22 protein-coding genes are annotated in these 24,492 nt (G+C 65.6%); 10 read left to right on the top strand and 12 right to left on the bottom strand.

Translation table 11 applies throughout. The features are described from left to right. Positions 1–225: 225 nt before the first annotated feature. The 3 genes from FRZ44_RS04400 to FRZ44_RS04390 all read left to right on the top strand — a co-directional run bounded on the left by FRZ44_RS04400 (position 226) and on the right by FRZ44_RS04390 (position 5,560). A complete protein-coding gene (locus FRZ44_RS04400; protein ID WP_151176028.1) occupies positions 226–1,512 on the top strand; it encodes an efflux RND transporter periplasmic adaptor subunit in 1,287 nt (428 codons plus the stop codon). 19 nt (positions 1,513–1,531) lie between these two features. Next, complete coding sequence (locus FRZ44_RS04395; RefSeq protein ID WP_151176027.1) at positions 1,532–3,652, top strand: ABC transporter permease; 2,121 nt, start codon at positions 1,532–1,534, stop codon at positions 3,650–3,652. 303 nt (positions 3,653–3,955) lie between these two features. Continuing rightward, positions 3,956–5,560, top strand: coding sequence for a peptide chain release factor 3 (locus FRZ44_RS04390; RefSeq protein ID WP_151180161.1), 1,605 nt, complete (start codon positions 3,956–3,958; stop codon positions 5,558–5,560). A gap of 20 nt (positions 5,561–5,580) precedes the next feature. On the opposite strand, the gene FRZ44_RS04385 is transcribed toward FRZ44_RS04390, so the two are convergent. Then, positions 5,581–6,189, bottom strand: a complete 609-nt coding sequence (locus FRZ44_RS04385; RefSeq protein ID WP_151176026.1) for a DJ-1/PfpI family protein — start codon at positions 6,187–6,189, stop codon at positions 5,581–5,583. Positions 6,190–6,318: 129 nt separating this feature from the next. Between FRZ44_RS04385 and ppa the strand changes: the two genes are divergently transcribed. Continuing rightward, positions 6,319–6,858, top strand: a complete 540-nt coding sequence (gene ppa, locus FRZ44_RS04380; protein ID WP_151176025.1) for an inorganic diphosphatase — start codon at positions 6,319–6,321, stop codon at positions 6,856–6,858. 26 nt (positions 6,859–6,884) lie between these two features. Here the strand turns inward: ppa and FRZ44_RS04375 are convergent, their stop codons facing one another. Next, positions 6,885–7,214: a hypothetical protein gene (locus FRZ44_RS04375; RefSeq protein WP_151176024.1), complete on the bottom strand. Its 330-nt coding sequence runs from the start codon at positions 7,212–7,214 to the stop codon at positions 6,885–6,887. A 112-nt stretch (positions 7,215–7,326) separates the two neighbouring features. Here FRZ44_RS04375 and FRZ44_RS04370 point away from each other — a divergent pair, with 112 nt between their 5' ends. The 3 genes from FRZ44_RS04370 (at position 7,327) to FRZ44_RS04360 (ending at position 8,828) form a co-directional block, all read left to right on the top strand. Then, the gene (locus FRZ44_RS04370) at positions 7,327–7,770 is read left to right on the top strand and encodes a cupin domain-containing protein (protein ID WP_151176023.1); all 444 of its coding nucleotides are present in this window, start codon (positions 7,327–7,329) and stop codon (positions 7,768–7,770) included. Between the two features lie 39 nt (positions 7,771–7,809). Beyond that, on the top strand, positions 7,810–8,103 hold the full coding sequence (locus FRZ44_RS04365) for a hypothetical protein (RefSeq protein WP_151176022.1): 294 nt from the start codon (positions 7,810–7,812) through the stop codon (positions 8,101–8,103). A gap of 191 nt (positions 8,104–8,294) precedes the next feature. Beyond that, positions 8,295–8,828: a lipid-binding SYLF domain-containing protein gene (locus FRZ44_RS04360; protein WP_225308543.1), complete on the top strand. Its 534-nt coding sequence runs from the start codon at positions 8,295–8,297 to the stop codon at positions 8,826–8,828. Positions 8,829–8,909: 81 nt separating this feature from the next. Here FRZ44_RS04360 and FRZ44_RS04355 read toward each other — a convergent pair whose 3' ends face one another. The 6 genes from FRZ44_RS04355 to FRZ44_RS04330 all read right to left on the bottom strand — a co-directional run bounded on the left by FRZ44_RS04355 (position 8,910) and on the right by FRZ44_RS04330 (position 15,219). After that, entirely contained in the window at positions 8,910–10,388 is a 1,479-nt protein-coding gene (locus FRZ44_RS04355; RefSeq protein ID WP_151176021.1) for an aldehyde dehydrogenase family protein, read from the bottom strand. Positions 10,389–10,413: 25 nt separating this feature from the next. Next, positions 10,414–11,274 (bottom strand): FAS1-like dehydratase domain-containing protein, encoded by an 861-nt coding sequence (locus tag FRZ44_RS04350; protein ID WP_151176020.1) that lies wholly within the window; start codon positions 11,272–11,274, stop codon positions 10,414–10,416. Positions 11,275–11,289: 15 nt separating this feature from the next. Beyond that, positions 11,290–12,447, bottom strand: coding sequence for an acyl-CoA dehydrogenase family protein (locus tag FRZ44_RS04345; protein WP_151176019.1), 1,158 nt, complete (start codon positions 12,445–12,447; stop codon positions 11,290–11,292). Beyond that, the gene (locus FRZ44_RS04340; RefSeq protein WP_151176018.1) at positions 12,440–13,597 is read right to left on the bottom strand and encodes a CaiB/BaiF CoA transferase family protein; all 1,158 of its coding nucleotides are present in this window, start codon (positions 13,595–13,597) and stop codon (positions 12,440–12,442) included. Before FRZ44_RS04340 ends, FRZ44_RS04345 begins: the two co-directional genes overlap by 8 nt. A 147-nt stretch (positions 13,598–13,744) precedes the next feature. Further along, on the bottom strand, positions 13,745–13,894 hold the full coding sequence (locus FRZ44_RS04335) for a hypothetical protein (protein ID WP_151176017.1): 150 nt from the start codon (positions 13,892–13,894) through the stop codon (positions 13,745–13,747). 89 nt (positions 13,895–13,983) lie between these two features. After that, a complete protein-coding gene (locus tag FRZ44_RS04330) occupies positions 13,984–15,219 on the bottom strand; it encodes an aromatic ring-hydroxylating oxygenase subunit alpha (protein WP_151176016.1) in 1,236 nt (411 codons plus the stop codon). 116 nt (positions 15,220–15,335) lie between these two features. On the opposite strand from FRZ44_RS04330, the gene FRZ44_RS04325 reads away from it, so the two are divergent. Both FRZ44_RS04325 and FRZ44_RS04320 read left to right on the top strand, forming a co-directional pair. Continuing rightward, on the top strand, positions 15,336–15,950 hold the full coding sequence (locus tag FRZ44_RS04325; RefSeq protein WP_151176015.1) for a TetR/AcrR family transcriptional regulator: 615 nt from the start codon (positions 15,336–15,338) through the stop codon (positions 15,948–15,950). A 129-nt stretch (positions 15,951–16,079) separates the two neighbouring features. Next, positions 16,080–17,468, top strand: coding sequence for an acyl-CoA dehydrogenase family protein (locus FRZ44_RS04320; RefSeq protein ID WP_151176014.1), 1,389 nt, complete (start codon positions 16,080–16,082; stop codon positions 17,466–17,468). A 124-nt stretch (positions 17,469–17,592) separates the two neighbouring features. On the opposite strand, the gene FRZ44_RS04315 is transcribed toward FRZ44_RS04320, so the two are convergent. Both FRZ44_RS04315 and FRZ44_RS04310 read right to left on the bottom strand, forming a co-directional pair. Next, complete coding sequence (locus tag FRZ44_RS04315) at positions 17,593–18,714, bottom strand: aromatic ring-hydroxylating oxygenase subunit alpha (protein ID WP_191908412.1); 1,122 nt, start codon at positions 18,712–18,714, stop codon at positions 17,593–17,595. 67 nt (positions 18,715–18,781) lie between these two features. Beyond that, positions 18,782–19,984, bottom strand: coding sequence for a CaiB/BaiF CoA transferase family protein (locus FRZ44_RS04310; RefSeq protein ID WP_151176012.1), 1,203 nt, complete (start codon positions 19,982–19,984; stop codon positions 18,782–18,784). Between the two features lie 208 nt (positions 19,985–20,192). Here FRZ44_RS04310 and FRZ44_RS04305 point away from each other — a divergent pair, with 208 nt between their 5' ends. Next, complete coding sequence (locus FRZ44_RS04305; protein ID WP_225308687.1) at positions 20,193–21,674, top strand: aldehyde dehydrogenase; 1,482 nt, start codon at positions 20,193–20,195, stop codon at positions 21,672–21,674. A 169-nt stretch (positions 21,675–21,843) separates the two neighbouring features. Here FRZ44_RS04305 and FRZ44_RS04300 read toward each other — a convergent pair whose 3' ends face one another. Together FRZ44_RS04300 and FRZ44_RS04295 are read right to left on the bottom strand one after the other, a co-directional pair. After that, entirely contained in the window at positions 21,844–22,947 is a 1,104-nt protein-coding gene (locus FRZ44_RS04300; protein ID WP_191908411.1) for an ABC transporter substrate-binding protein, read from the bottom strand. A 250-nt stretch (positions 22,948–23,197) separates the two neighbouring features. Next, complete coding sequence (locus tag FRZ44_RS04295) at positions 23,198–24,475, bottom strand: aspartate aminotransferase family protein (RefSeq protein WP_225308542.1); 1,278 nt, start codon at positions 24,473–24,475, stop codon at positions 23,198–23,200. Between the last annotated feature and the right edge of the window lie 17 nt (positions 24,476–24,492).

Here is a 24,492-nt window from a genome sequence, read left to right as displayed (position 1 = left end):
TCTCCTGGGTTGTCCCCTATGTGAGCACGCCCGCGCCCGCCGCCAACTGCCCGGGTGGGCAGGCCAGCGAAAGGGGCCATAGAAGCGTCGCCCGGCGGATCGGCGGCCGGATGTTGGCCACCGGTGGCGAATGCATCAGGCGCGGCCGCGACGGCGTTCTTGATCCTGGTCAATGCGCTAACGCCTGGGACCCGACATTCTCAAGCCCATGTTGGGAGTCGGGCGATGAACAAGGAGATCGGGACGCCGACAGATCTGCGCGTTGCGGCTCTACCGGGATCCGACTCCGCGCCCGTCCGCGGCAGCCGTCGCAGGCGTTCGCAGTGGATCGCCGGCATCGTTCTGGTCGTTCTCCTCATCCTTGGTAGCGGGGCGACATGGTGGAGCCTACGCGGTCCGGCGCCCATTCGCTATCTGACCGTTCCGGTGACGCGCGGGGACGTGGCGCGCGCCGTCACCGCCACCGGCACCGTCAATCCCGAGCTCACGATCATCGTCGGATCCTATGTCTCCGGCGTGATCCAGCAGCTTTTTTGCGATTACAACACCCAGGTCAAAGCCGGCCAGATCTGCGCCAAGATCGACCCGCGCCCCTATCAGATGATCGTCAATCAGGACAAGGCCATTCTCGATGTCGCGAAGGCTCAGCTCGAGAAGGACAAGGCCAACCTGACTTATGCAAAACTGAGCCTGGACCGGACGGTCACGCTGACTCACCGGGAGTTCTCCTCCCAGGACGCTGCCGATAGCGCCAAGAATGCCTACGACCAGGCCATGGCGCAGATCGGGCTCGACCAGGCGATGATCGAGCAGCGCCAGGCGGAGCTCGACGCCGCCAACGTCAACCTCGGCTATACCGACATCGTCTCTCCGGTCGAAGGTACTGTCGTGTCGCGCAACGTGACCCAAGGACAGACGGTCGCCGCCAGCTTCCAGACGCCGACACTCTTTCTGATCGCGACCGATCTCACCAAGATGCAGGTCGACACCAACATCAGCGAAAGCGACATCGGCGGCGTCAAGGAGGGCGACAAAGCGAACTTCACGGTCGACGCCTTTCCCAACCGCATATTTGAAGGAACGGTGACCCAGGTCCGCCAGTCGCCGCAGTCGGTGCAGAACGTCGTGACCTTCGATGCTGTCGTCAGCGTCGACAATAGCGATCTGGCGCTGAAGCCCGGCATGACCGCCTCGACGCAGATCGTTACCGAACAGAGAAAAGACGTGCTGCGCGTCCCGAACCAGGCCCTGCGTTACGCGCCCGGCGGAGTCGCAGGTTCCACGAGCGCAGCGACCGGCAATGCACCGGGCCCGATTCCCTCGAACGACACCGGACAGGCCCAGCTCTGGGTGCTACGCGACGGAACGCCGCTCGCAATTCCGGTCGTCATCGGTCTCGACGACGACAGCTTCACCGAAATCGCCAAGGGCGCGGTCGCACCCGGCGATCTGGCAATCGTAGGCGCGGAACAAGGCGCCGACCGAACATCGCAACCTTTGTTGCGGCCCTGAGGCAAGGCTCCGCCCCCGCATGCCCGAACCGATACTCAGGCTCGAGAACGTCACCCGAACGTTTCGCCTCGGCAATGTCGAGGTGCATGCGCTTCGCGGCGTCGACCTTCGGGTCGAGCCCGGCGAGTTTGTCGCCATCATGGGTTCGTCGGGCTCCGGCAAGTCGACGCTCATGGCCATCCTCGGCTGTCTCGACCGACCGAGCAGCGGCCATTATTTCTTCGAGGGGATGGATGTCGCGCACCTGAGCGAGCCGGAGCTCGCCAGAATCCGGAGCCGGCGCCTCGGCTTCGTCTTCCAGAGCTTCAATCTGCTTCCACGCACGAGCGCGATCGAGAATGTCGGCTTGCCGCTCTATTATTCGGCAACCGATGCGGCGCATCGTACGGCGCGCATGATCCGCGCGCATGCGGTCTTGCGCTATCTGGGGCTTGAAGAACGCGAGCGCAACACGCCAAGCCAATTGTCGGGTGGCGAACAGCAGCGCGTCGCGATCGCGCGGGCGCTGATCAACGAGCCGGGCCTGCTGCTCGCGGACGAGCCGACGGGCAATCTCGACACGCGGACGTCGCACGAGATCATGGAGACCCTGGTCTCGCTCAATCGCGATCAAGGCGTCACCGTCATTGTCGTGACGCATGAAAGCGATATTGCCGCTTACGCCGACCGGGTCCTGACCATGCGGGACGGGAAGATCGTGTCGGACGAGAGGGTGCGGAAGGCAGATCGCGCGATTCCTCTCCCCCATACCGCATCCACCGGCGGCGGCGCGCCGCTTCGCCAACCCTACAGAGCGCCGGATGGGATGCCCGCGGTGTCGTCGGCCAGATTCTGGGCCTTCGGGCTGATGATCCTGGCGGCCGCGGCCCAGGCCATCGGCCGCAACAAGATGCGCTCCGCCTTGACCATGCTCGGCGTTTTCATCGGGGTCGCGGCGCTGATCGTGATGGTGGCCGTGGGACAGGGTGCCGACCAGGCGGTCCGCAAGCAGATCGAGAGCCTTGGCACCAATGTGGTGATCATCCTTCCGGGTGCACTCTCGTCCGGCGGGATTCGCGGCGGGTTCGGAAGCGCCAGCACCCTCACGGTCGCCGATGCGCAGGCCATCCGGCGCGAGGCCCCCGCGGTCGCCCAGGTCGGCTATCTCATCCGCCAACAGGGACAGGTGCAGTACGCCAACAGGAACTGGACGACGAACATACAGGGCGTCAGCGACAATTATCCGCCGATCACCAACTGGCGCATCGCCACCGGGCGCGCCCTTTCGGCCGAGGACGAGAGCAAGGCCGGTCTCGTCGCGGTCATCGGTCAGACCGTCTATCGCCAGCTGTTCGGCCCGGGCGAGAACCCGATCGGCGCCTTCATCCAGGTCAAGAGCGTTCCGCTGCGCGTCGTCGGCGTGCTAGCGGCCAAGGGGCAGTCGCCCTTTGGCCAGGACCAGGATGACATTCTGATGATTCCGTTCACGACCGCGGAGCGCAAGGTCCTCGGCGTCGCCGTGCCGATCCGGGATCAGACGCCCATCAACTGGGCCTATCTTCCCCCACCCAATCCTTACAACCTCCAGGCGCGCCTCACCGGTCTGACGAACATGATCTTCGTCCAGGCGATCAGCCCCGAGCAGGTTCAGACAGCGATCCGTCAAGCGACCCAGACGCTGACGCGACGTCACCGCATCAAGCCCGGCGAGACGAAGGACTTCGACGTCCGCAACCTCAGCCAATATGTCGAGACGGCGAAGAGCAGCAGCCGCGTGATGGCGTTGCTTCTGGCCGCCGTGGCCTCGATATCGCTCCTGGTCGGGGGGATCGGCATCATGAACATCCTGCTCGTCTCCGTGACGGAGCGAACGCGCGAGATCGGCCTGAGAATGGCCATTGGCGCGCGGCGCCTGCAGGTGCTCCTGCAGTTTCTCGCCGAAGCCGTGTTTCTCAGCGTCAGCGGAGGCGCTGCGGGAATCGTCGTGGGTGTCGCCGTCTCCGCCGCCATCTCGTACGTCTTTGGCTGGCCGGCGCCGATCTCGTTGCCGGCGATCGGCGGAGGCTTCCTCTTTGCCGCTGCCGTGGGCGTCTTCTTCGGCTTCTATCCGGCCCGGAAGGCGGCCCACCTCGATCCCATCACGGCTCTGCGGTATGAGTGACGGCCGGGCCCATGTTCGGTCCGCCGCCGGCCCCTGAGCCGCGTCGGAGTGCTCGGGAGCGCCTTCGCACTGCCCCCTGGGGTGGCCAAGGCCCTGCGAGAATTGGGGCTACACAAGCGCCGGCGCGGTCGCTAGTTTGCCCCCGCGGTCGGGCGCGGGCGGACATTTTCCCGAAGGGTCCCGGGAGCCGGGGGACGCCGGCGAACAAGGGTCCCTCTCTTCGCCTCGTCTTTGGGTCTCCGCCACCCCATTTATAGGCTCACCGACTGACTTCAGGCTCAAAGGATTCCCAATTTGACGGCCGTGCCGACCAACCTCACCGCTTCCGCCACACCGACCGCGTCCGAATCCCGCCGGACCTTCGCGATCATCTCGCATCCCGACGCGGGCAAGACCACGCTGACGGAGAAGCTGCTGCTGTTCGGCGGCGCCATCCATCTGGCCGGCCATGTGAAGGCCCATGGCGAGCGCCGGCGCACGCAGTCGGACTGGATGGAGATGGAACGCGCCCGCGGTATCTCCATCTCGAGCTCGGTCATGACCTTCGAGCGCGGCGGCCTGACCTTCAACCTGCTCGACACGCCGGGCCACCAGGATTTCAGCGAGGACACCTACCGCACCCTGACCGCCGTCGATTCCGCGATCATGGTGATCGATGCGGCCAAGGGCATCGAGAGCCAGACGCGGAAGCTGTTCGAGGTCTGCCGCCTGCGCGACATCCCGATCATCACCTTCATCAACAAGATCGATCGCGAAGGCCTCGACCCCTTCGCGCTGCTGGACGAGATCGAGAGCACGCTGGCGCTCGACGTCTGCCCGATGACCTGGCCGGTCGGCATGGGCGGCGATTTCCGCGGCGCGTTCGACCTGCGCGACCACCGCTATCTCAAATCGGAGAGCCGTCCCGGCGCCGCCGACGGCCATGTCGTCGCCTGCAACGGCATCGACGATCCGAAGCTGGACAAGCTGGTGCCGGAGAGAATCCTCGCTTCCTTCCGCGAAAGCGCGGCGCTGGCGGTCTCCGCCTATCCAGGCTTCGATCTAGGCTCCTACCGCGCCGGCCATCTGACGCCGGTCTTTTTCGGCAGCGCGCTCAAGGATTGCGCAGTCAACGAGCTGCTCGAGGCGCTGGCAACCATGGCCCCACCGCCACGGCCGCAGCCGGCCGAGCCCCGCACCGTCTATCCCGACGAGAAGGCCGTCACCGGCTTCGTCTTCAAGATGCAGGCGAACATGGACCCGAACCATCGCGACCGGGTCGCGTTCCTGCGCCTCTGCTCCGGCCGGCTTCGGCGCGGCATGAAGCTGCGCCAGGTTCATTCGGGCAAGATGATCTCGCTGCAGAACCCGATCTTCTTCTTCGCGCGCGAGCGCCAGCTGGCGGAAGAAGCATTGCCGGGCGACATCATCGGCATCCCCAACCATGGCACCTTGCGCGTCGGCGACACGCTCACCGAAGGCGAGGAGCTCCGCTTCACCGGCATTCCCAACTTCGCGCCCGAGATCCTGCGCCGCGTGCGTCTCGACGATCCGATGCGGGCGAAGCAGCTGCGGCGCGCGCTCGAGGACCTTGCCGAGGAAGGCGTGACCCAGGTGTTCCGCCCGATCATCGGATCGCAATGGATCGTCGGCGTGGTCGGCCAGCTCCAGCTCGAGGTGCTCGCCTCGCGGATCGCGACCGAATACAAGATCGCGGTCGGCTTCGAGATGGCACCCTTCGAGACCGCGCGCTGGGTCGCCAGCGACGATCCCGCGCAACTGAAGCAGTTCGTCGAGCGCAACAGCGGCAGCCTCGCCGAAGATCGCGACGGGGCGTCCGTCTTCCTCGCCCGCGACACCTGGGACCTCAACCGCACCATCCGCGACTGGCCCAATCTGCGCTTCCTCAAGACCCGGGAACGGACCTAGGCGGCCTGCGGGCCCATTCGCTAGACGACGCCGTGGATCTTGGCGAAGGGATCCCAGCTCGGGTCGCGATGCCACTCATACTCGGCCCAGAGCGCCACTTGCCGGGCCTGCTCCTCGCCGCAGCACCGCGCGATCACGGCGAGGCTCATGTCGATGCCGGCCGAGACGCCCGATGACGTCACGAACTTCGCATCCTCGACCCAACGCGCCTGGGGCTGCCACAGCACTCTCGGTCCTTGCGAGCTGACCCAGGCGAAGGCCATCTTGTTGGTTGTCGCCTTTACCCCGTCGAGCAACCCCGCCTTGGCGAGCAGGGCGCTCCCGGTGCAGACGGAGGCGACCATATCCGCCGCCGCGGCCTTCTCCCGCAGCCAGGAGAGGAGCGCCGGATTGTCGACCTCGCGGCGCGTGCCGCGACCGCCGGGGACGAGCAGGATGTCGTAATGACCGGCATCGGAGAACAGCGCGTCGGCGACCGATCGCGGACCCTGGGCGCTGGCGACGTTCCGCTCCCGCTCGGCCACCAGCCGGATCGCGAACGTCTCCGGCAGCATGCCGAACATCTCCAGGGGGCCGAAAACGTCCAGCAGCTCGAATTCGGGAAAGATCAGGACGCCGAGGGTTCGCATGGGTTTCCGCTTTCGCTAATGGACCTGTCGCCGGGCCATTCTAACCCGGCCTTGCCGGATGGCGCCCCGTGCTGATGGACGTGATAAGATCATGGGACCCGATCGTTGTCGGAGAACAGGGAGCGTCGGATGGATCTCTCGAAAATCGCCGTCGGACGCGATCCGCCACGGGACGTCAACGCCCTGATCGAGATTCCGCTGGGCGGACCGTCGGTCAAGTACGAGATCGACAAGGAATCGGGCGTCCTGGTGGTCGATCGCTTCCTGCACACGGCCATGTTCTACCCGGGCAATTACGGATTCATTCCGGGCACGCTGTCCAGCGACGGCGATCCCTGCGATGTGCTGGTGGTGAGCCAGGTCCCCGTGGTGCCGGGTTGCATCATCCGCTGCCGCCCCGTCGGCGTGCTGCTGATGGAGGACGAGGCCGGCGGCGACGAGAAGATCCTGGCGGTGCCGGTCGACGCGCTGCATCCCTTCTATACCGGGATCCGCAACCATGAGGACCTGCCGCCGATCCTGCGCGAGCAGATCGCCCATTTCTTCCAGCACTACAAGGATCTGGAGCAGGGCAAATGGACCAAGATCACGGGCTGGAAGGGTCCCTCAGTTGCGGAGCAGCTGATCCTCGAAGGCATCGAGCGCGCGAAGACGAAGAAGGCGCGCTGACGCGGGATCGCACATCGCTGGACCCGTCAGCGCCGGGCGCAATGCGCCTTCAGATCGCTCAGCGAGATGCTGAGGGAATAGCCGCCATATTTCTCGGCGCCGCGATCCCCCTCCTCCAGGAGAACCGTTTCCCAGCGCTCATAGGGGTCGGGCTTGGCACCGACCGCCGTCGCCTGGGACGGCGGCTCCATCAGGATGACGAATTCCAACCCGACGGGAAGACTCCGACTGCTCCCGCCCGTATAGGGTGCCAGCCAATGGGTCAGCACCCCGGCTTCGAATTCGGACAGGACGACATAGCGGTCGCCCTTTTGGGGTGGGGCGCCGCCAGGGATCTTTGACTCTGAGGTTGACATCTTGTCGCGAACCTAGCAGCGGCAGGCTCCCGGCACCACAGGCCCGGTCCGGTATTGCCAAGGCCGATCTCCGGGAGCAAGTTGCAGGCAGCCTTTCGCGAGGAACAGACGCATGCAGCCGCAAGCACAGCCGGCAATTGCAATCGGCGGATTGGAAATTCGCTACCTGATGGACGGTACCGTGAACGGTGCCGGGGTCGGGATGTTCGAGCTCACGGTGCAGCCCGGCGCGCGGGTGCCGCCGGCCCACAGCCACACGAACAACGAAGAGATCGTCTATGTGCTGGAGGGGACGCTGCGCTACTCGGTCGATGGCGAGGTACGCGACCTGCAGCCCGGCGAGCGCATGTACACGCCCCGCGGCTCCGTCCACGCCTTCAGCAATCCGCATGACCGCGCGGCGCGCGCCCTGATCGTGCTGACGCCCGATATCGGCGCGCAATATTTCCGCGACATCGCCGCGGTCGTCGGCGCGCCCGGCGGCCCTTCCCCTGCCAAGATGGCGGAGATCATGACCCGCTACGGGTTGGTCCTTGCGCCGCCGCCGGGGCACTAGAATCCCGGCAATGGTGCTTTCCGTTTTGGAGATCTCGTGATGGCCGGCGATGGCGGATTCGTCCGCAAATATGTCCAGAAGTTCCAGACCCTCGCGACCCGGACGCAGTTGAAGCAGAAGGTCGATGACGAGCTGACCGCCCTGGTGGCGGAGACCCGACAGCAGGCCCTGGCCTGGAAGAGCGATCTGTCGGCCGAGCAGCTGCTGGCCGGCATCGCGGGCCAGTTGAATCTCCTGACGCGGATGTCCGACCCCCAGGATTCCCGGCAATCGGACATGAATGCCCGCATCGCTTTTCTTCGCACCGCGCGCAAGATGCTGCTGGAGAAGTGAGCGGCCCGGCCGAGGCCGGCAATCGGAAAAGCACGAATGCGGAACGCCCCCGGAATGAAATCCTTCGCGCCGGGCGTTGCAATGCGTCCTCAGGGAACTATTTGGCCAGTCGGCTGTTCACGATGATGCCGGCGGGCTAGACTGGCCGCCAAATCGATTCAATCAAACCTGGAAATAATGGAGAAAGCGTCATGATGGGGAAGCGAATTTTGGGACTGGTCGCCGCTTTGCTGGCCGTTGCCACGATCAGTTCGGCCGCACTGGCCTGGGATCCCGCCGCCGAGAAAAAGGCGCACGACACGATCGCGATGTTCAAGAGGACGGATCCCAGCATCCAGAGCTTCTTCGACAAGGCCTATGGCTATGCGGTCTTCCCGGAGATCACCAAGGGCGCCATCGGCATCGGCGGCGCGCGCGGCGAAGGGACGGTCTTCGAGGGCGGCAAGGCCATCGGCTCGACCGTCATGTCGCAGGTCACGATCGGCCTGCAGCTCGGCGGCCAGACCTACAGCGAGATCATCTTCTTCCAGAACAAGGCCGCTCTCGACGCCTTCACCAAAGGCAACTATGAGTTCTCGGCCAACGCCTCGGCGATCGCCGCCAAGGAAGGCGCTTCGAAGACGGCGAACTACAATATGGGTGTCGCCATCTTCACGGCCGGCACGGAAGGGCTGATGTTCGAGGCCAGTGTTGGCGGCCAGAAGTTCAGCTACACGCCGAAGTAACGCTCCACGAACGACCAAAGCTGCCTGCAACAGGCGCCGGCAACACCGGCGCCTGTTTTGCGTTCGCCGCCGGTTCGACGCTCAGTCATGCTTCATGATGAGCGTCTTCAGGGTCGTGAGCTCATGGAGCGCGGCCATGCCCTTCTCGCGGCCATGGCCGGACTTCTTCATGCCGCCGAAGGGCAACTCGATGCCGCCGCCTGCGCCATAAGCGTTGATATAGACCTGCCCCGCCTTCACCTTGCGGGCGACGCGCGTGGCGCGCTTGGTGTTCTGGGTCCAGATGCCGGCGATCAGCGCGAAGTCGGTTGAATTGGCCAACGCGATCGCGTCGCCTTCGTCCTCGAACGGAATGGCCGCCAGGATGGGGCCGAAGACCTCCTCGCGGGCGAGCGTGTTGGCGCGCGCCACGGGCCCAAAGAGCTTCGGCGTGACGAAATAGCCCTCCTTCGGCACGCCCTCGGCGATCCGCCCCTCCGCCAGCAGCGGAATGCCGTCGGACGCCGCGTTCGCACAGAACGCTTCGACGCGCTTCTTCTGGCGCGGATTGATCAGCGGCCCGAGGTCGAGATCCATCGCCGGCGTTCCGGCCCGCAGGCTTGAAAAGCGGTCGATCACGGCGGCGACGATCCGGTCATAGCCGCTGCGCTCGACCAGGAGCCGGGAGCCCGCCGAGCAGGTCTGCCCCGCATTCTGAACGATGGCGTTCACGAGGCTCGGCAGCGCCGCCTCGAGATCGACATCGGCGAACACCAGCTGGGGCGACTTGCCGCCGAGCTCGAGCGTGCAGCCGATATGGTTCCTGGCGGCCGCGGTCTGAACCAGCACGCCCACCTCCGGGCTGCCGGTAAAGGCCACGAAGTCGATCCCGCGATGGGCGACCAAGGCCGCCCCGGCCTCCGTCCCCAATCCCGGCACGATATTGATCGCGCCCTCGGGGAAGCCGGCCTCGACCGAGAGTTCGGCGAGGCGCAGCGAGGCGAGGCAGGCATCCTCGGCCGGCTTGAGCACGGTCGCGTTGCCGACGGCCAGTGCCGGCGCCAGGGTTCGCGCGAACATCTGCACCGGATAGTTCCAGGGAATGATATGGCCGGTCACGCCATGCGGCTCATGTTCGGTGGCGACGAAATAGCCGTTGAGGAAGGGGATCGTCTCGCCATGGAATTTGTCGGCGGCCCCGCCATAGAACTCGAAATAGCGGGCGCAGGCCTGAACGTCGGCGCGTGCCTGCTTCATCGGCTTGCCGGTGTCGCGCGCCTCGATCAGGGCCAGCTCTTCCGCATGGTCGAGGACGATCAGACCCATCTTCGACAGGACTCGTCCCCGCTCCGCCGCGGAGAGCCGGCCCCAGGCCCCCGTTTCATGGGCCTTGCGCGCGGCGGCGATTGCCGCATCGATATCGGCCGCATTGCCGGCCGCGATCTGCGCATAGGCGATGCCTTCGGCCGGCGCATAGACATCGACCGTGCGGCCGGAGGCCGAGGGCCGCCAGCAATTGTCGATGAAGACGCCGCGGGCGGATTCCATCGCGGCGGGGCGTTTGGCGGTTTCGGCGGTCATTTCCGGTGCTCCCGGCTTGCGGAGGTCATGAGTAGGTGACTGCGGCTTCCATATAGACTCGGCCCGAGGGCCCTTGCGTCCAGAACAGGTTTTCTTCGCCGGCGCAGACCGCCAGCGGCTCACCGACGATCGCCGGCGACAGCCCGCGATAGTCGAAGCGTTTCGGCACGCGGCCGCCTTCGATGGCGGCGCGATTGAAGAGCAGCGTGGCCTGGAGCGGGCCATGGACGACCAGTCCCGGATAGCCCTCGACGCCGGTGGCATAAGGCTCGTCGTAATGGATGCGGTGCCCGTTGAAGGTGATGGCCGAATAGCGGAACAGGAATGTCGGCGAGGTCTCAATCGGCCATGACCGGCGCGGCACCCGCGGCGATCCGATCTTGTCGCCCGCGGACCCGGCCGGCGGAAGTTTCGCCGCCTCGCGATAGACGGCGTCCTGCCGGTCCCGGATGGCGAGACCGCGCTCCGTCAGATAGTCGTGGCTGACGGTCACGAAACAGAGGCTGCCGCTGCGGCCCTGCTTGAAGGTCACGTCGGTGATGGTCGAGACCAGGCGGACATGATCGCCGACCCGGAGCGAATCGAAGGTCTCGATCGCGCCGCCCGCCCACATCCGCCGCGGCTGCGGGACCGGCGGCAGATCGCGGTTCTTGGCGGGATGGCCGTCGGGCCCCAGCTCGGCCATGCCGGCGATCCGGGGCGACAGGCACCAGTGGAGGCCGAGCGGCGCGGCGCCGGCATCGACCGCCGCCAGATGCGGATCGAAGATCGCGCGGTAGCTCGAATCGAGGCGCGGCGTGACGATGTCCTGCTGCTCGGTGCGCCGCCCGATCCACTCGGCGAAGGGCTTGCCGACGCCGTCGGTCGCCTTTGTCTCTCCGTTCACGCGAAGGCCCTTCGGTCAGTAGGAGCGCGGCATGCCCAGCACATGCTCGGAGAGATAGGACAGGATCAGGTTGGTGGAGATCGGCGCCACCTGATAGAGCCGGGTCTCGCGGAACTTGCGCTCGACATCGTATTCCTCGGCGAAGCCGAAGCCGCCATGGGTCTGGACGCAGGCATTGGCGGCTTCGTTCGACGCGTCCGCCGCGAGCATCTTCGCCATATTGGCCTCGGCCCCGCAATCGCGGCCGGCCTCGTAGAGCCGCACGGCTTCCTTCACCATCAGTTCCGCCGCCCGCATATTGGCATAGGCGCGTGCGATCGGGAACTGAATGCCCTGATTCATGCCGATCGGACGGCCGAACACGACGCGCTCCTTGGCATAGCCCGACGCCTTCTCGATCAGCCATTTGGCGTCGCCGACGCATTCCGCCGCGATGAGAATGCGCTCGGCATTCATGCCGGAGAGGATGTAGCGGAAGCCCTTACCCTCCTCGCCGACCAGGTTTTCAGCCGGCACCCGGACGTTGTCGAAAAAGACCTCCGTGGTCGAATGATTCATCATGGTGCGGATCGGCCGGATGGTGAGGCCCGCCTTGAGCGCCTCGCGCATGTCGAGCACGAAGACCGAGAGCCCGTCCGTCTTCTTGGCGACCTGGTCGCGCGGGGTGGTGCGGGCGAGCAGCAGCATCAGATCGGAATATTCGGCGCGGCTGGTCCAGATCTTCTGCCCGTTGACGACGTAATGATCGCCTTCCTTACGTGCGAAGGTGCGAAGCGAGGTCGTGTCGGTGCCGCTGCCGGGCTCGGTCACGCCGAAGGCCTGGAGCCGGAGCTGGCCCGAGGCGATCCCCGGCAGATAGTGCGATTTCTGGTCCGCGTTGCCGTGCCGCAGAACCGTGCCCATGATGTACATCTGCGCGTGGCAGGCGGCGCCGTTGCAGCCGGCGCGCTGGATCTCTTCGAGGACAGCCGCGGCGGCGGAGAGCGTCAGCCCCGCCCCGCCATATTCCTCGGGGATCAGGGTCGCGAGATAGCCCGCCTCGGTCAGCGCCGCGACGAACTCGGCCGGATAGGCCCGGGTTGCATCGAGCTTGCGCCAGTATTCGCCGGGGAACTGCGCGCAGAGCTTACGGACCGCGGCGCGGATCTCCGGGTGATCCTCGGCTTCAAACATCGATCGGGCCCTCGGTTGACTCGTTTCGCCCTCCGAACTCGCGGCGCAGGGCCTGGTCATGCTCGCCCAGGCGGGGAACAGGCCGCAAGGCCTGCCGCCGGCCATCGACGATCACGGGTGGAGCGATCAGATCCACGGCGCCCTCCGGCGTCGCGACCGGCAAGGTCGTGAGGCTCGGATGATGCGCCAGGTCCTCCATCGTCGAGACCCGGCCATAGGCGATGCGAACCCGGTCGAGCAGCGCCGAAAGCTCGCTCAGAGAGAAGCGCCCGAGCCGGTCCTGGACGCGCCGGTCCAGCTCCTCCCGGTGGCGGACGCGCGCCGTGTTGCGCTCGAAGCGGGGATCGCTTGTCATCGTTCCGTCGACCAGCACTTCGTCGCAGAATACCTTCCATTCGCGCTCGTTCTGGATCGCGATCAGGATATCGCCGTCGCTGGCATGAAAGACGCCATAGGGCGCGATCGAAGGATGGGCAAGGCCGGCGCGGGAGGGCTCCTTGCCGCCATAGCGCCGCGTCAGGTAGGGGACGTTGAGATATTCCGCGATGGTGTCGAAGAGCGCGATCTGCAGGTGGCTGCCTTTGCCGGTGCGCTCACGCTGGAGGAGCGCCTGCAGGATCGCGGCATAGGCCGCCTGCCCCGTTGAGATATCGCAGATCGAAATGCCGACGCGGGTGGGACCCGACGAAGCCGATCCAGTCACGCCCGCAAGACCCGCCTCGGCCTGGATCAGGAGATCATAGGCCTTGCGGCTCTCGTCGGCTGTGCCGGGCGCATAGCCGCCGATATCGCAGACCACGAGCCGGGGATGACGTGCGCGCAGGGTCGCGCTGCCGATCCCGAGCCGGTCCGTGGCGCCCGGCGCCAGGTTCTGGATGAAAATATCGGCTTGCGCCAGCATTGCCTCGACGAGACGGAGATCTTGAGCTTGCGTCAGGTCGACCCGGCAGGATTCCTTGCCGCGATTGTTCCAGACGAAATAGCTGGACTGACCACGGACATAATCGTCGAAGCCGCGCGCGAAATCGCCCTCCGGCCGCTCGAGCTTGATGACCCGGGCGCCGGCATCCGCCAGCCGCGAGGTCGCGAACGGCGCGGCCACGGCCTGCTCCAAAGCAACGACAAGCGTTCCCTCCAGCGCGCCGGGCATGGTTCCTCTTTTCACCCTCGGCGACGGGACCCCATGCCCCGACGACACGAAGGCGCCATGATATGGCAAGGATGGCATAAGGGAAATTGCGCCTACGCCCCTCTTTTGATCCGAGAGGGCCGCGGGATCGGGCGCTTTCACCCTCCCTCAGTGCCGCTTGAAATACTGCACGGCGCGCTCGTGCTTCTCGGCCGCGGCGCGGGTTTTGAAGGTGCCGAGATTCCGGCGCTTGCCGGTCGCCGGATTCTTCTTGCGGGAATAGAGCCGGTATTCGCCCGATTTGAGCTTGCGGATCATCGCCTCTCCTTTCTCCACGCATTTGCCTCGCGTCGGCCCGACAGGCCGGGTTGAGGAAACCGTGCGGAGCAGGCGATGGTTCCGGCGCTCTATTCCGCCGCGATCGTCTCGCCCGTCTCCGGCTTGACCACCTGGTCGATCACCCAGTTGGCGAGGCCGTGCACGTCCGTCTCCTGGCTGCAGAGCCGCGCGATGCGGGCATAGGGCGACAGGATCCCGGCATACTGGCGCAGCGCGATCTCCTTGTCCTCGACCACGACGATGTCGTTGCGGCGGTAGTAGTTCTGCGACAGCCGCTCGAAATCCTCGCGTTTCAGATAGGATTTCGGGAAGAGCGAGCTCACCGTCAGCCGCGACTTCTGCGCCGAGATCGGCTCGCTCTGGAACAGGAGCGCGCCGTCATTGCCGAGTGTCATCATCATGCCCGGCTTCAGGGTCACGAAATAGGTGCCCTTGACCCGGTCGGGGTCGATCTGCGGCATCGGCGGGAACCCGTCATAGCCGGGGAACGGCAGGAGCAGCTGACTGCCCCGGTCATGTCGGACGAAGACGACATATTCCTGCCCCCGGGACGGCACCAGGATCGATTCCTGGGACTTCCACTGGGCCAGCGAATCCTTGTGCACATAGGGAATGTGATAGGCGTCGATATAGTTCTCGACGAAGCATTTCCAGTTGGCGTCCATCTCGTAGACGACCTTGCGGGCGCAGACCATGTCCTCGAGCCTGTGCGAGGCCAGGCTTTCGACAAAGGCGCCGAGATGCTGCTCGAGGGTCTGCGGGCCTTCCTTGAAGCGGATGAAGATGAAGCCGCCCCAGCTGCCGCTTTCGATCTCGGCGAGCCCGAACTCTTCCTTGTTCGTGCTGTCGATCAGCGGGCGCCCGTCGGGATCGTTGTAGTTCGGCGCGCCGATGAAGCGCCCGTCGAGGCCGTAGGACCAGAAGTGATAAGGACAGCGGAAGGCCTTGCAGTTGCCGGAGCCGGTCGTGAGCATCGCGCCGCGATGGCGGCAGGTATTGGCGAAGACCCGCACCTTCTCGTCCTTGCCGCGCACCAGGATCATCGGCACGCCGAGGAAGGTCATGGAGTGATAGTCGCCGACGTTCGGGACGACCTCCTCGCGCTCGATCAGATTCCATCTGCGCAGGAAGATCCGTTCCTTCTCAGCCTCCCAGAAGCGCTCCGACGTGTAGCACCAGAGCGGCAGCGACCGCATGAGCCGCCCGTCGCGGCGAACCGCGGTATAATGACGGGGCGAAAGGATATCTTCCGGCTCGGCATTGCCGAGATCGGCCCGATCTTCGTAGCCCGCGCGCGTCGCCATGGTCCTCTCCCGACCGATATATTGAGTTAACTAACGTTTGACAGTAGACTAACGTTTTCTGGCGGTCAAGCAACGGAGCCCGACCGGCTTCGGCCCACTTCCTTCGGAGGGACAGCGTGACGGGACTGCGGGAGCGCAAGCGCCAGGAGCGCAACGACATCATCATCGACGCGGCGATGGACCTGTTCCAGGCCCATGGCTACGAGCAGACCACGATGGAGGAGATCGCGGCCCGCGCCGACATCTCGCCGCCGACGCTCTATCGCTATTTCCCGCGCAAGACCGAGCTCCTGATCGCCCTCTTCTGGAAGGAGCGCGAGCGCATGGACACCGCGCTCGAGGAGTTCCACCGCAAGTCCGTCTCCTGGGACGCGGTGAGCGCGATGGCGGGGCTCCTCTATCTCAACAACAGCGGCGTCCACACGAAGGCCCAGCGCAAGCTCTGGCGCGAGGTGATGGCGGCGCTCTTACGCATCCATGACGAGGCGACCGACGAGTTCCGCAGCATCAAGGAGCATTTCGAGAAGCATGTCGAACGCATGCTCCGGCGCCTGCAGAACGACGGCCTGGTCGCGGAGGAAGCCCCTCTGGGGCCGATGATGTATGTGCTCTATGCCGTCGCGGCCGAGAACTATTACCGCGTGATTGCGAACGAGTTCAAAAGCGCCGAGGACGAGAAGCGGGCCATGGAGGAGCAGGTGGCCCTCGTCTTCAAGGGCTGGCTGACCTGACCGACGCCAGGATAAAAATTCTGAATCCTCCGACTCTCCGCTCCGGAAATCCCGGTTCTCTCTTCCTATCCCCGGACGGCCGCCGCATGATCGGCGCGGTGGTGTTTCGTCGAGAGGGAGGGTGGCGAGATGAGCGGCGGCAAGAGCTGGAATGGCGAAGCCTTCTGGGGTGTCGGCTTCGAATACGATCCGCAATGGCTGTTGACCGAGGAGCAGCAGCGGCTGCAGGCGCGGCTGATCGAGCTGTCGGCGACGGCGATGCGCGCCAATGCCGAGGAATCGGACAAGGGCTTCGTCTTCCCGCGCAAGAATTTCGAGCTCCTGGCGAAGGAAGGCCTGCTGGGGCTGATCGTGCCCAAATCGCTGGGCGGGCGCGGCGAGAGTCATGCCTGCGCCGCCATGGTGGTCGAGACCATCGCACGATATGGCTGCGCCAGCACGGCGATGTGCTACGTCATGCATCTCTCGGCGACCGCGGCGCTGCTGCTGCATCATCATCGGAACCCCAAGTTGCAGGATCTGCTGCGCCGCCTGGACAAGGAGGTCCTGGTCGGCACGCTGTCGATCTCGGATCCCGCCACCGGCTCGCATGTCTGGTTCCTCCTCTCCTCCAGTGCCGAGCGCGAAGGTGACGGTTACCGGCTGCACAAGAAGGCGTCCTGGACGACATCGGGCGGCTATGCCGACTGGTATGTCGCGCAGACCACAAGCCCGGATTTCAAGGGCAACTACGCCAATTTCTCGATCTGGCTGCTGCTCGCCGACGAGGTCAAGGCGCGCAAAGGTTCCTGGAACGGCGTCGGGCTGCGGGGCAATCAGTCGGGCCCCATGGAGATCGACGGGGTCGTGGTCCCGCCGGATCGCCTGATCGGGCCTGCGGGTGACGGCGCCGGCTCCAATGACGAGGCGACGGATCCCTATTTCATGCTGGGCACGGCGGCCTGCTGGAACGGCGTCTCCATGGGCGCCATCGACATCGTGAAGCGCCATACCACGCGCAAGACCCATGCCGATGTCGGGCTCAAGGTCGCCGACTATCCGTCGATTCAGGACTATGTCGGCAACGCGCTCGCCGAGACCAACGCCTCGCGCGCCCTCACCTACCAGATCGCCCAGGCGATGGACCGGGTCACGAACAACAACGACTGGTCGATCCATGAAGACATTGCAGCACGGCCGCGCACGACGCTGGTGCAATGGAGCTGGCAGGTCAAATACGTCGCCGCCAAGAACGTCGTGGCCGTCACGAACGACATGATGAGCGCCGGCGGCGGCACCGCCTACAAGCCGGAGCTGGGGCTGGAGCGCTACTGGCGTGACGGGCGCGCCGGCTGGCTGATGGCGCCCACCAACGAGGTGCTGCGGCTGTTGCTGGGCAAGTCGGCGCTGCTGGGCTTCGAGGAGCTCGACTTCTGGAACCAGCGCGCGAACCAGCGCCTTCTCCGGAGCGAGTTGAAGAAGCTCAACCCCGAGGAGCGCAAGGCCCTGGCGGAAGAGCTGCTTGCTCCATCGGCCTAGCCGGCGGGTGGGTCGAGCCTGGAGAGCCAGGCGCGCAATCCGTCGAGGCTGCGAAAATCCGCGACGCTGTCGGCAGGGATGGTTGGATCAGCGGCCGCTAGGCGCCGTGACCGCCGCCAACGGCCTAGAGGAGGCCGGTGGCCTGAGAAACCATCAGCTGGAACCGGTGGACGGCGGCTTCGCTGATGTCGTCGCCTCCCGCACCGCAAACGAGCCGCCCCGCGCTATAGCCCCTCGAACTCAGGCCGCGCTGCACGGACTCGCAGAGGCCGACATCCTCGTCCGTCAGCAGGCCGTTCCGGTAGCGATGCCGCGCCTCGTCCGGAACGCTGCCGGGCAGCGAGAAACACTGGCCGATCTGCAGGGTGCTGCCGACGCCGGTCGGCAGGAAGGAGAAGACCGAGAGATCCACCGATCCCGGCAGGACATTGAAGGTGGTCGTCGGCCAGAGCCACCAGAACTGCGCCTGCCGGACCGGCGCATCGGGCGCGACCGGATAGGCCGCGTTGTTCTCGCGGCGCAGATCCACCTTGTGGCTCATCCAGCAGTCCGCGACCTTCATCCGGAAATGCCGCATATCCAGCAGGTCGCCCAGCGCCGGATGGGCAACGCTGCAGTGATAGCATTCGAGATAATTGTCGACGGCGACTTTCCAGTTCGCCTGCATTGGACCGCTCGGCTGGCCGGGCGTCACGACGAGATCGTCGAAACCGACGACATCCTGGCGCAACTCGTCCGCCAACCCCGCCGCCTGCTCCGAGAGGGACACGGCCTCCAGGTCGAGATTGAAGAAGACGAAGTGATCGGCGAAGACCTCCACCTTGACCGGCTTCAAGGCGAAATCGTCCGGGAGGAAGTCCGCGAGCTGCCGCGAACCGCGCGCCGCCCGGAAATGACCGTCGGTGCCGTAGGACCAGGCGTGATAGGGGCAGGTGATCAGCGTGACCTGGCCGCGGCCCCTGAGGAGCTCATGGGCGCGGTGCTGGCAGACATTGTAGAAGCCCCTGAGCTCGCCCTGCTTGTCGCGGAGGACGATGACGCTCTGATCGAGGATCCGGGCGGTCACGTAGTCGCCGGGCGCGGCGAGCTCGCCCAACGCGCCGGCATAATGCCAGCTGCGATAATGGATGGCCTGCCGCTCGCGCTCGAAGAAGGCGGGGTCGGTGTAGGTCCAGCCCGGCAGGGTCGCCGATCGCGCCGGATCCGCCGTCACGCCGCACCCCCGGATAGCCAGATCATGATTCATCGCCCTCGCCCTCCCCGGCACCGTCGATCGATTTCCGCTCGCATGGCATCGCCGCCGCGAGCGCCGCTCATATGGCACCTTCCTGCCGCAACGCCGCGATTTCGGCGCCGGTGAAGCCAAGCTCGCCGAGCAGTTCCTCGGCATGCTGCCCCAGCGCGGGCGGAGGCCGGTCGGCTTCGCCCGGATGGCCCGAGGCCTGAAAGCCCGATCGCATCACCGTCACCGCGCCGGGCAACCCGTCGACACCCTCGAAGGTCTGGGTCACGCCGCGATGGACAACCTGCGGGTGGCGAAGGACGTCAGGCACATCGAGCACGCGTCCCGCCGGGACACCGGCCTCGTTCAGCAGAGTCTCCCAGTCTTCCGCCGTGCGCTCGAGGAGAGCCTGCTCGAGGAGCGCTGTCAGGGCGGGACGGTTTTTCTTTCGGTTCTCACGCTGGGCAAAGCGCGGATCGACCGTCAGATGAGCCACGCCCAGCACCTGGCAGAGCGCGACGAACTGCTCCTGCTTGTTGGCCGCGATGTTCAACAGGCCGCGGCCGGTCCTGAAGGTGCCGGACGGGCTGGCGGTCACATTTTCATTGCCCATTCGCTGCGGTTCGACACCGGCGAGCAGCCAGTTCGACAACGGCCAGCCCAGCGTCACCAGCGTCGAATCGAGCATGGAGACGTCGATGAACTGGCCTTCGCCGCCGATCCCGCGCCGGTAGAGCGCGGCGCAGATCGCGAAGGCCGCCGTGATGCCGCCCACCGTATCGCAGATCGGATAACCCACGCGGAAGGGACCGACATTGGCATCGCCGGTCAGGCTCATCACCCCGGAAAGGCCCTGGATGATCTGGTCGTAGGCCGGGTTTCTGCTGAGCGGGCCGTCCTGTCCGAAGCCGGAGATGGCGCAGTAGATGAGATCCGGTTTGACCGCCTTGAGGTCCTCATAGCCCAAGCCCAGCCGCGCGAGAACGCCGGGCCGGAAATTCTCCAGCAGCACGTCGGACGTGGCCACCAGCCGGCGGAACACCTCGCGGCCGCGTTCGGACTTGAGATTGGCGGTGATCGATCTCTTGCCGGCGTTCTGCGCCAGAAACGACGCGCCCATCAGACGATCGTTCAGCTCCGGACTGGCGCCGAGCTGGCGCGCCAGGTCGCCGCCATCGGGGATCTCGACCTTGATGACGTCGGCGTCCTGGAGCGCCAGCTGATATCCGCAGAACGGCCCCGCGAGGACGTTCGTGAGATCGAGCACCCGGACGCCGCTCAACAAACCGCCCATGCCCGGTCCTCTCGATCTCGCACGCTGCGTGTAAGTTCTATTTGACAGAACGACATTCTGTTATTATCGATAACACGATCGAGACTGTCAAGCGATGCCGCCCCCGCGGAGGCGCCGGAAGCTCTTCCGTTAGACAGGCCGACGACGCCCATGCGACCGTGGCGTCGCTTCAGGGCGGCAGCGGGCGCGGCAAGGAGCAGGAGTGAAAATGATGGGAACCGACTACAAGCTCTTCATCAACGGCCAGTGGCGCGAGAGTTCGACGGGCGAGCGGTTCCCGGCGATCAATCCCTATAATCAGGCCGTCTGGGCCTCGATCCCGCAGGCCAGCGACTCCGATGTCGAGGATGCGGTCCGGGCCGCGAGGACGGCGTTCGAGACGCGGTGGCGGCAGACCTCCGGCCTGGAACGGTCCAAGCTCATCAATCGCCTCGCCGATCTCCTCGAAGCGGACGGTGACCGCATGAGCGTCCTCGAGAGCACGGACAACGGAAAGGTCGTGCGCGAGACCCGGCCGCAGATGTCCTTCGCCGCGCGGCAATATCGCTTCTTCGCGGGCTTCGCCGACAAGCTCTGGGGCAATGTGATCCCGCTCGATCAGCCCCATATCCTCGACTACGCGAACCGCGTGCCGCTGGGCGTGGCTGTCCTGGTGACGCCCTGGAACTCGCCGATGCATCTCCTGTCCAACAAGCTCGCGCCCGCCCTGGCCGCGGGCAACTGCGTCGTCATCAAGCCGTCCGAACATGCGTCGGCGACAACGCTGGAGTTCTGCCGCTTTGTCGAGCAGGCGGGTTTCCCGCCCGGCGTCGTCAATGTCGTGACCGGCGATGGGCGGGTCGGCAAGGCGCTGGCCGGCGCCCAGGGCATCGATCGCCTCAGTTTCACCGGCAGCCCGGCCGTCGCCCGGGAGGTCGCCGCCGCGGCCGGCCGCAATCTGGTTCCGGTGACGCTGGAGCTGGGCGGCAAGTCGCCGAACATCATCTTCGACGATGCCGATATCGATCTGGCCGTGGTGGGTGCGCTCGCCGGCATCTTCGCCGCGACCGGGCAGACCTGCATCGCCGGATCGCGCCTGCTGGTTCAGCGCGGGGTCTATCAGGAAATCATCGACCGGCTCGTCGTTCGTGCCCGCAAGATCGTCATGGGCGATCCGACCAACCCCGCGACCGAGATGGGGACCGCGGCGAACGAGCCGCAATTCAAGCGGATCCTGGGAATGATCGCCGCGGCCCGGGACGCCGGCGCGCGGCTGGTCACCGGCGGCAGTGCCGCCTCGGGTCCCGGGCTCGCCAAGGGTTTCTTCATCGAGCCCACGATCTTCGCCGACGTCGACAACTGCATGACGATCGCTCAGGAGGAGATCTTCGGCCCGGTCCTTTCCGTCATTCCCTTCGACACCGAGGAGGAGGCGATCCGCATCGCCAACGACACCCGCTTCGGCCTCGCCTCGGGCGTATGGACCACCAGCCTTAACCGCGCGCTGCGGGTCTCGCAAGCGATCCAGGCGGGGACGGTCTGGGTCAACACCTACCGGGCCGTCGCCTGTCAGGTTCCCTTCGGCGGCATGAAGGAGAGCGGCTTCGGCCGCGAGCGCGGCGCGGCGGCGCTCGACGAGTTCATGACCTACAAGAATGTGATGATCGACTTTTCCGGCACGGTTCGCGATCCCTTCGCGATCCGGACCTGATCCGCAGCGACGCACCTGAACATCCGGGATCTGGACCCGGCTGCGTCTTTTGCGCGGCTAGTCCTTTCGCGACGCGGCTGCCCCCGACCTTTCGCCGAGCCAGGACGGCATCCCCAAGCCCGGGGATGCCATCTCTGGATTCGGACTCCGCGTTACGAGGGATCGGCGATCACTGGCCGAGCTTCACCTGGTTATACATCTTGACCATCTCTTCCTTGGTTGCCGGCGGCGTCGGACGATAGGTCAGGCTGTTCTTCAGCATCTCCTCCGGATCGGCGACGCCGAGCTCTTCAAGCCGGGCCCGATCGACCAGCTCGAAGCTCTTCCGGTTGGAATGGCCATAGCCATACTGCGTGATGAGCGCCTTGCCGCTCTCCGGATCCAGCATGGCGTTCAGGAAGTCATAGGCCTGCGCCTCCGAGCCCGTCGCGCCCTTCACCAGCGAGAGGCCGCAGACCCAGGTGAAGATCCCTTCCTTGGGCCGCATATAGGTGACCGGCACGCCCTGCTTCTTCAGGTCGACCACGGCGGCGTTCCAGGCCCAGGCGGCGACCAGCTCGCCCGCCGCCAGCGCCTGGGTGACCTGCGTCGTGTCGGTCCAATAGAACCGCATATTGGCGTGGATCTTCTTCATGATCGCCAGGGCTGCCGGCATTTCCGCCTCGGTCAGGCTGAACGGGTCCTTCGCGCCGCTGAGAACGCCGGCGATGGCGGCCATCGATTCCGCGGAGTCGAACATCGCCATCTTGCCGCGATAGCGCTCGTCCAGGAGCAGACCGATCGAGTTCTCCCGCAGCTCCACCAGGTCGGTGCGATAGAGGACCGACTCGTTCCCCCAGTCGAACGGCATGTTGTAATGCTCGCCGCCGATCACGACGCCGGGGATCGTCTGGAAGCTGGGGAAGATATTGTCCCATTGCTCGATGCGAGCGGTATCCAGCGGCCGCAGGACGCCCGCATCCTTCCAGCGCGGCACGCTGGAGGTGCAGGGATGGGCGACGTCAGGCGTGAAGCCGGAGCGGAGCTTCTGCAACCCTTCCTCCACCTCGCCGAACAACGTGAATTGCGGCGACGCGCCGTACTTCTTCACGAAAGCGCCGTGGAACATCGGATCGTCGTAGCCGGACCAGGTGAAGACCGTGAGGTTCACGTCGGCCAGGGCCCGACGGGGAAAGACCGATGCGGCAATGCCGGCCGACGCCAGCGCGCCCAGAATCTGGCGCCGCGTCAGAGTTCCGTCCTTCAAATCGCGTCTGAAACTCTTGTAGGACATACTTCGCCTCCCCTTGGCGGCCGCGACCAGCGGAACCATTCCGCAAGCTTTCCGCCTGCTTGTTCTGTCAGATAGAACATTATTCTATTATCTGACTCCGCAATGAAACGGTCAAGATTGCTCTAGGCACCGATGCGATGGAGACGCTTGCGAACGGGTTCGCTGCAGCACGGGCGCGAGAACGCCATCGCCGGTGACGGTTTCCCGTCGCCGACCACAGGGGTCCGCCGCCGGGTTCGGAATCCGCGAGCTATGTCTGCAAGGCGCGGAGCGAGTCCTCGACCGCCTGCAGGGTGCGGGCGATGTCCTCGGCAGAATGAGCCGTGGAGATGTACATCTTCTGCGCCAGGTTCGTGAGGATGCCCCGCGACATCAGCTCGCTGCGGAGCCGTTGCTTCAGCGGCTTGTCCTCGCGCTGGGCCGAGCGGAAATCCACGATCGGCTCCGCCGTGAAATAGATGTTGGCCATCGGCCCGGATCCCAGGACCCGGGCGGGAATGTTGAGACGGCGCGCGATCTCGCCAAGACCGGCCCGGAGCCGGTCACCGGCGCCGTTCAGCCGGTCATAGGCGCCAGGCTTCTTCAGCTCCTGGAGCGTGGCCAGCCCCGCGGCGGCGGCCGTCGGATTGCCGCTCAGCGTCCCGCTGATATAGACGTAGTTCGGCGCCCGATCGCGAGGATTGGACAGGCTCATCACCTCGCGCGGGCCCACGACCGCCGCCAGCGGGAAGCCGCCGCCGATGATCTTGCCGTAGCAGACCAGGTCCGCCTTGACGCCGTAGAGCTCCTGAACGCTGCCATAGCGGAGGCGGAAGCCCATCACGACTTCGTCGAAGACCAGCATGATGCCGCGCTTCGCCGTCGCTTCCCGCAGGAACGCCAGGAATCCGGGCTGCGGTGGAATCAGCCTCATCTCCGGCTCGAGAATGACGGCCGCAAGATCGTCATGATGCCGCTCGATGATGTCCGCGACCGTCTCGATATCGTTGAACGGAGCGATCAGCACCTCTTCCTCGAGCCGCTTCGGGATCCCGGCGCTATCGGGGACGGCGGTCGGAAAGGCCGCCGGGACGGCAGGGGCCATGCTCATCAGGGCATAATCGTGACTGCCGTGATAGCCGCCTTCGAACTTCAGCACTTTGTTTCTGCCGGTCGCGGCGCGGGCGAGGCGCAGGGCGAAGAACGTCGATTCCGAGCCGGAGCTGCAGAACTTCACCATCTCCCCGCCTGGTGTCGCCGCGACCAGTTCCTCGGCCAGCAGGATCGACGGCGCATTGAGCGCGTAATAGGAAGTGCCCAGCGCCATCTGCCGCCTCGCGGCCTCGAGCACCGCGGGATGGGCGTGACCCAGGATCAGCGGCCCGGAGCCCAGGATATAGTCGAGATAGTCCCTTCCGTTCATGTCGGTCATGCGCGGCCCCGCGCCGCCGGCGACCACGATATCGGCGTCGCCAGGCACGAAGAACGAGCCCAGCGAAGCACCCGGCAGGACCGCGTGGGCGCGCTCGAGCATGTCGGCATTGGTCATCTGCATTTTCCGGCCTT

Origin of the sequence: Hypericibacter terrae (genome assembly GCF_008728855.1) — a bacterium.
Classification (GTDB): Bacteria; Pseudomonadota; Alphaproteobacteria; order Dongiales; family Dongiaceae; genus Hypericibacter; species Hypericibacter terrae.
Note: the sequence above shows the minus strand (reverse complement) of the source record. Positions and strands in the feature narration are given on the sequence as shown.

Bases quoted from the DNA above. Each gene is read 5' to 3' on its own strand.
- FRZ44_RS04375 (WP_151176024.1), bottom strand. From the start codon at position 7,214: ATGTCAACCTCAGAGTCAAAGATCCCTGGCGGCGCCCCACCCCAAAAG.
- FRZ44_RS04335 (WP_151176017.1), bottom strand. From the start codon at position 13,894: ATGATCCGCAAGCTCAAATCGGGCGAATACCGGCTCTATTCCCGCAAG.
- FRZ44_RS04365 (WP_151176022.1), top strand. From the start codon at position 7,810: ATGGCCGGCGATGGCGGATTCGTCCGCAAATATGTCCAGAAGTTCCAG.
- FRZ44_RS04310 (WP_151176012.1), bottom strand. From the start codon at position 19,984: ATGGGCGGTTTGTTGAGCGGCGTCCGGGTGCTCGATCTCACGAACGTC.
- FRZ44_RS04395 (WP_151176027.1), top strand. From the start codon at position 1,532: ATGCCCGAACCGATACTCAGGCTCGAGAACGTCACCCGAACGTTTCGC.
- FRZ44_RS04340 (WP_151176018.1), bottom strand. From the start codon at position 13,597: ATGCCCGGCGCGCTGGAGGGAACGCTTGTCGTTGCTTTGGAGCAGGCC.
- FRZ44_RS04315 (WP_191908412.1), bottom strand. From the start codon at position 18,714: ATGAATCATGATCTGGCTATCCGGGGGTGCGGCGTGACGGCGGATCCG.
- FRZ44_RS04300 (WP_191908411.1), bottom strand. From the start codon at position 22,947: ATGTCCTACAAGAGTTTCAGACGCGATTTGAAGGACGGAACTCTGACG.
- FRZ44_RS04400 (WP_151176028.1), top strand. From the start codon at position 226: ATGAACAAGGAGATCGGGACGCCGACAGATCTGCGCGTTGCGGCTCTA.
- FRZ44_RS04320 (WP_151176014.1), top strand. From the start codon at position 16,080: ATGAGCGGCGGCAAGAGCTGGAATGGCGAAGCCTTCTGGGGTGTCGGC.
- FRZ44_RS04305 (WP_225308687.1), top strand. From the start codon at position 20,193: ATGATGGGAACCGACTACAAGCTCTTCATCAACGGCCAGTGGCGCGAG.
- FRZ44_RS04330 (WP_151176016.1), bottom strand. From the start codon at position 15,219: ATGGCGACGCGCGCGGGCTACGAAGATCGGGCCGATCTCGGCAATGCC.
- FRZ44_RS04385 (WP_151176026.1), bottom strand. From the start codon at position 6,189: ATGCGAACCCTCGGCGTCCTGATCTTTCCCGAATTCGAGCTGCTGGAC.
- FRZ44_RS04360 (WP_225308543.1), top strand. From the start codon at position 8,295: ATGATGGGGAAGCGAATTTTGGGACTGGTCGCCGCTTTGCTGGCCGTT.
- FRZ44_RS04370 (WP_151176023.1), top strand. From the start codon at position 7,327: ATGCAGCCGCAAGCACAGCCGGCAATTGCAATCGGCGGATTGGAAATT.
- FRZ44_RS04295 (WP_225308542.1), bottom strand. From the start codon at position 24,475: ATGACCAATGCCGACATGCTCGAGCGCGCCCACGCGGTCCTGCCGGGT.
- FRZ44_RS04355 (WP_151176021.1), bottom strand. From the start codon at position 10,388: ATGACCGCCGAAACCGCCAAACGCCCCGCCGCGATGGAATCCGCCCGC.
- ppa (WP_151176025.1), top strand. From the start codon at position 6,319: ATGGATCTCTCGAAAATCGCCGTCGGACGCGATCCGCCACGGGACGTC.
- FRZ44_RS04345 (WP_151176019.1), bottom strand. From the start codon at position 12,447: ATGTTTGAAGCCGAGGATCACCCGGAGATCCGCGCCGCGGTCCGTAAG.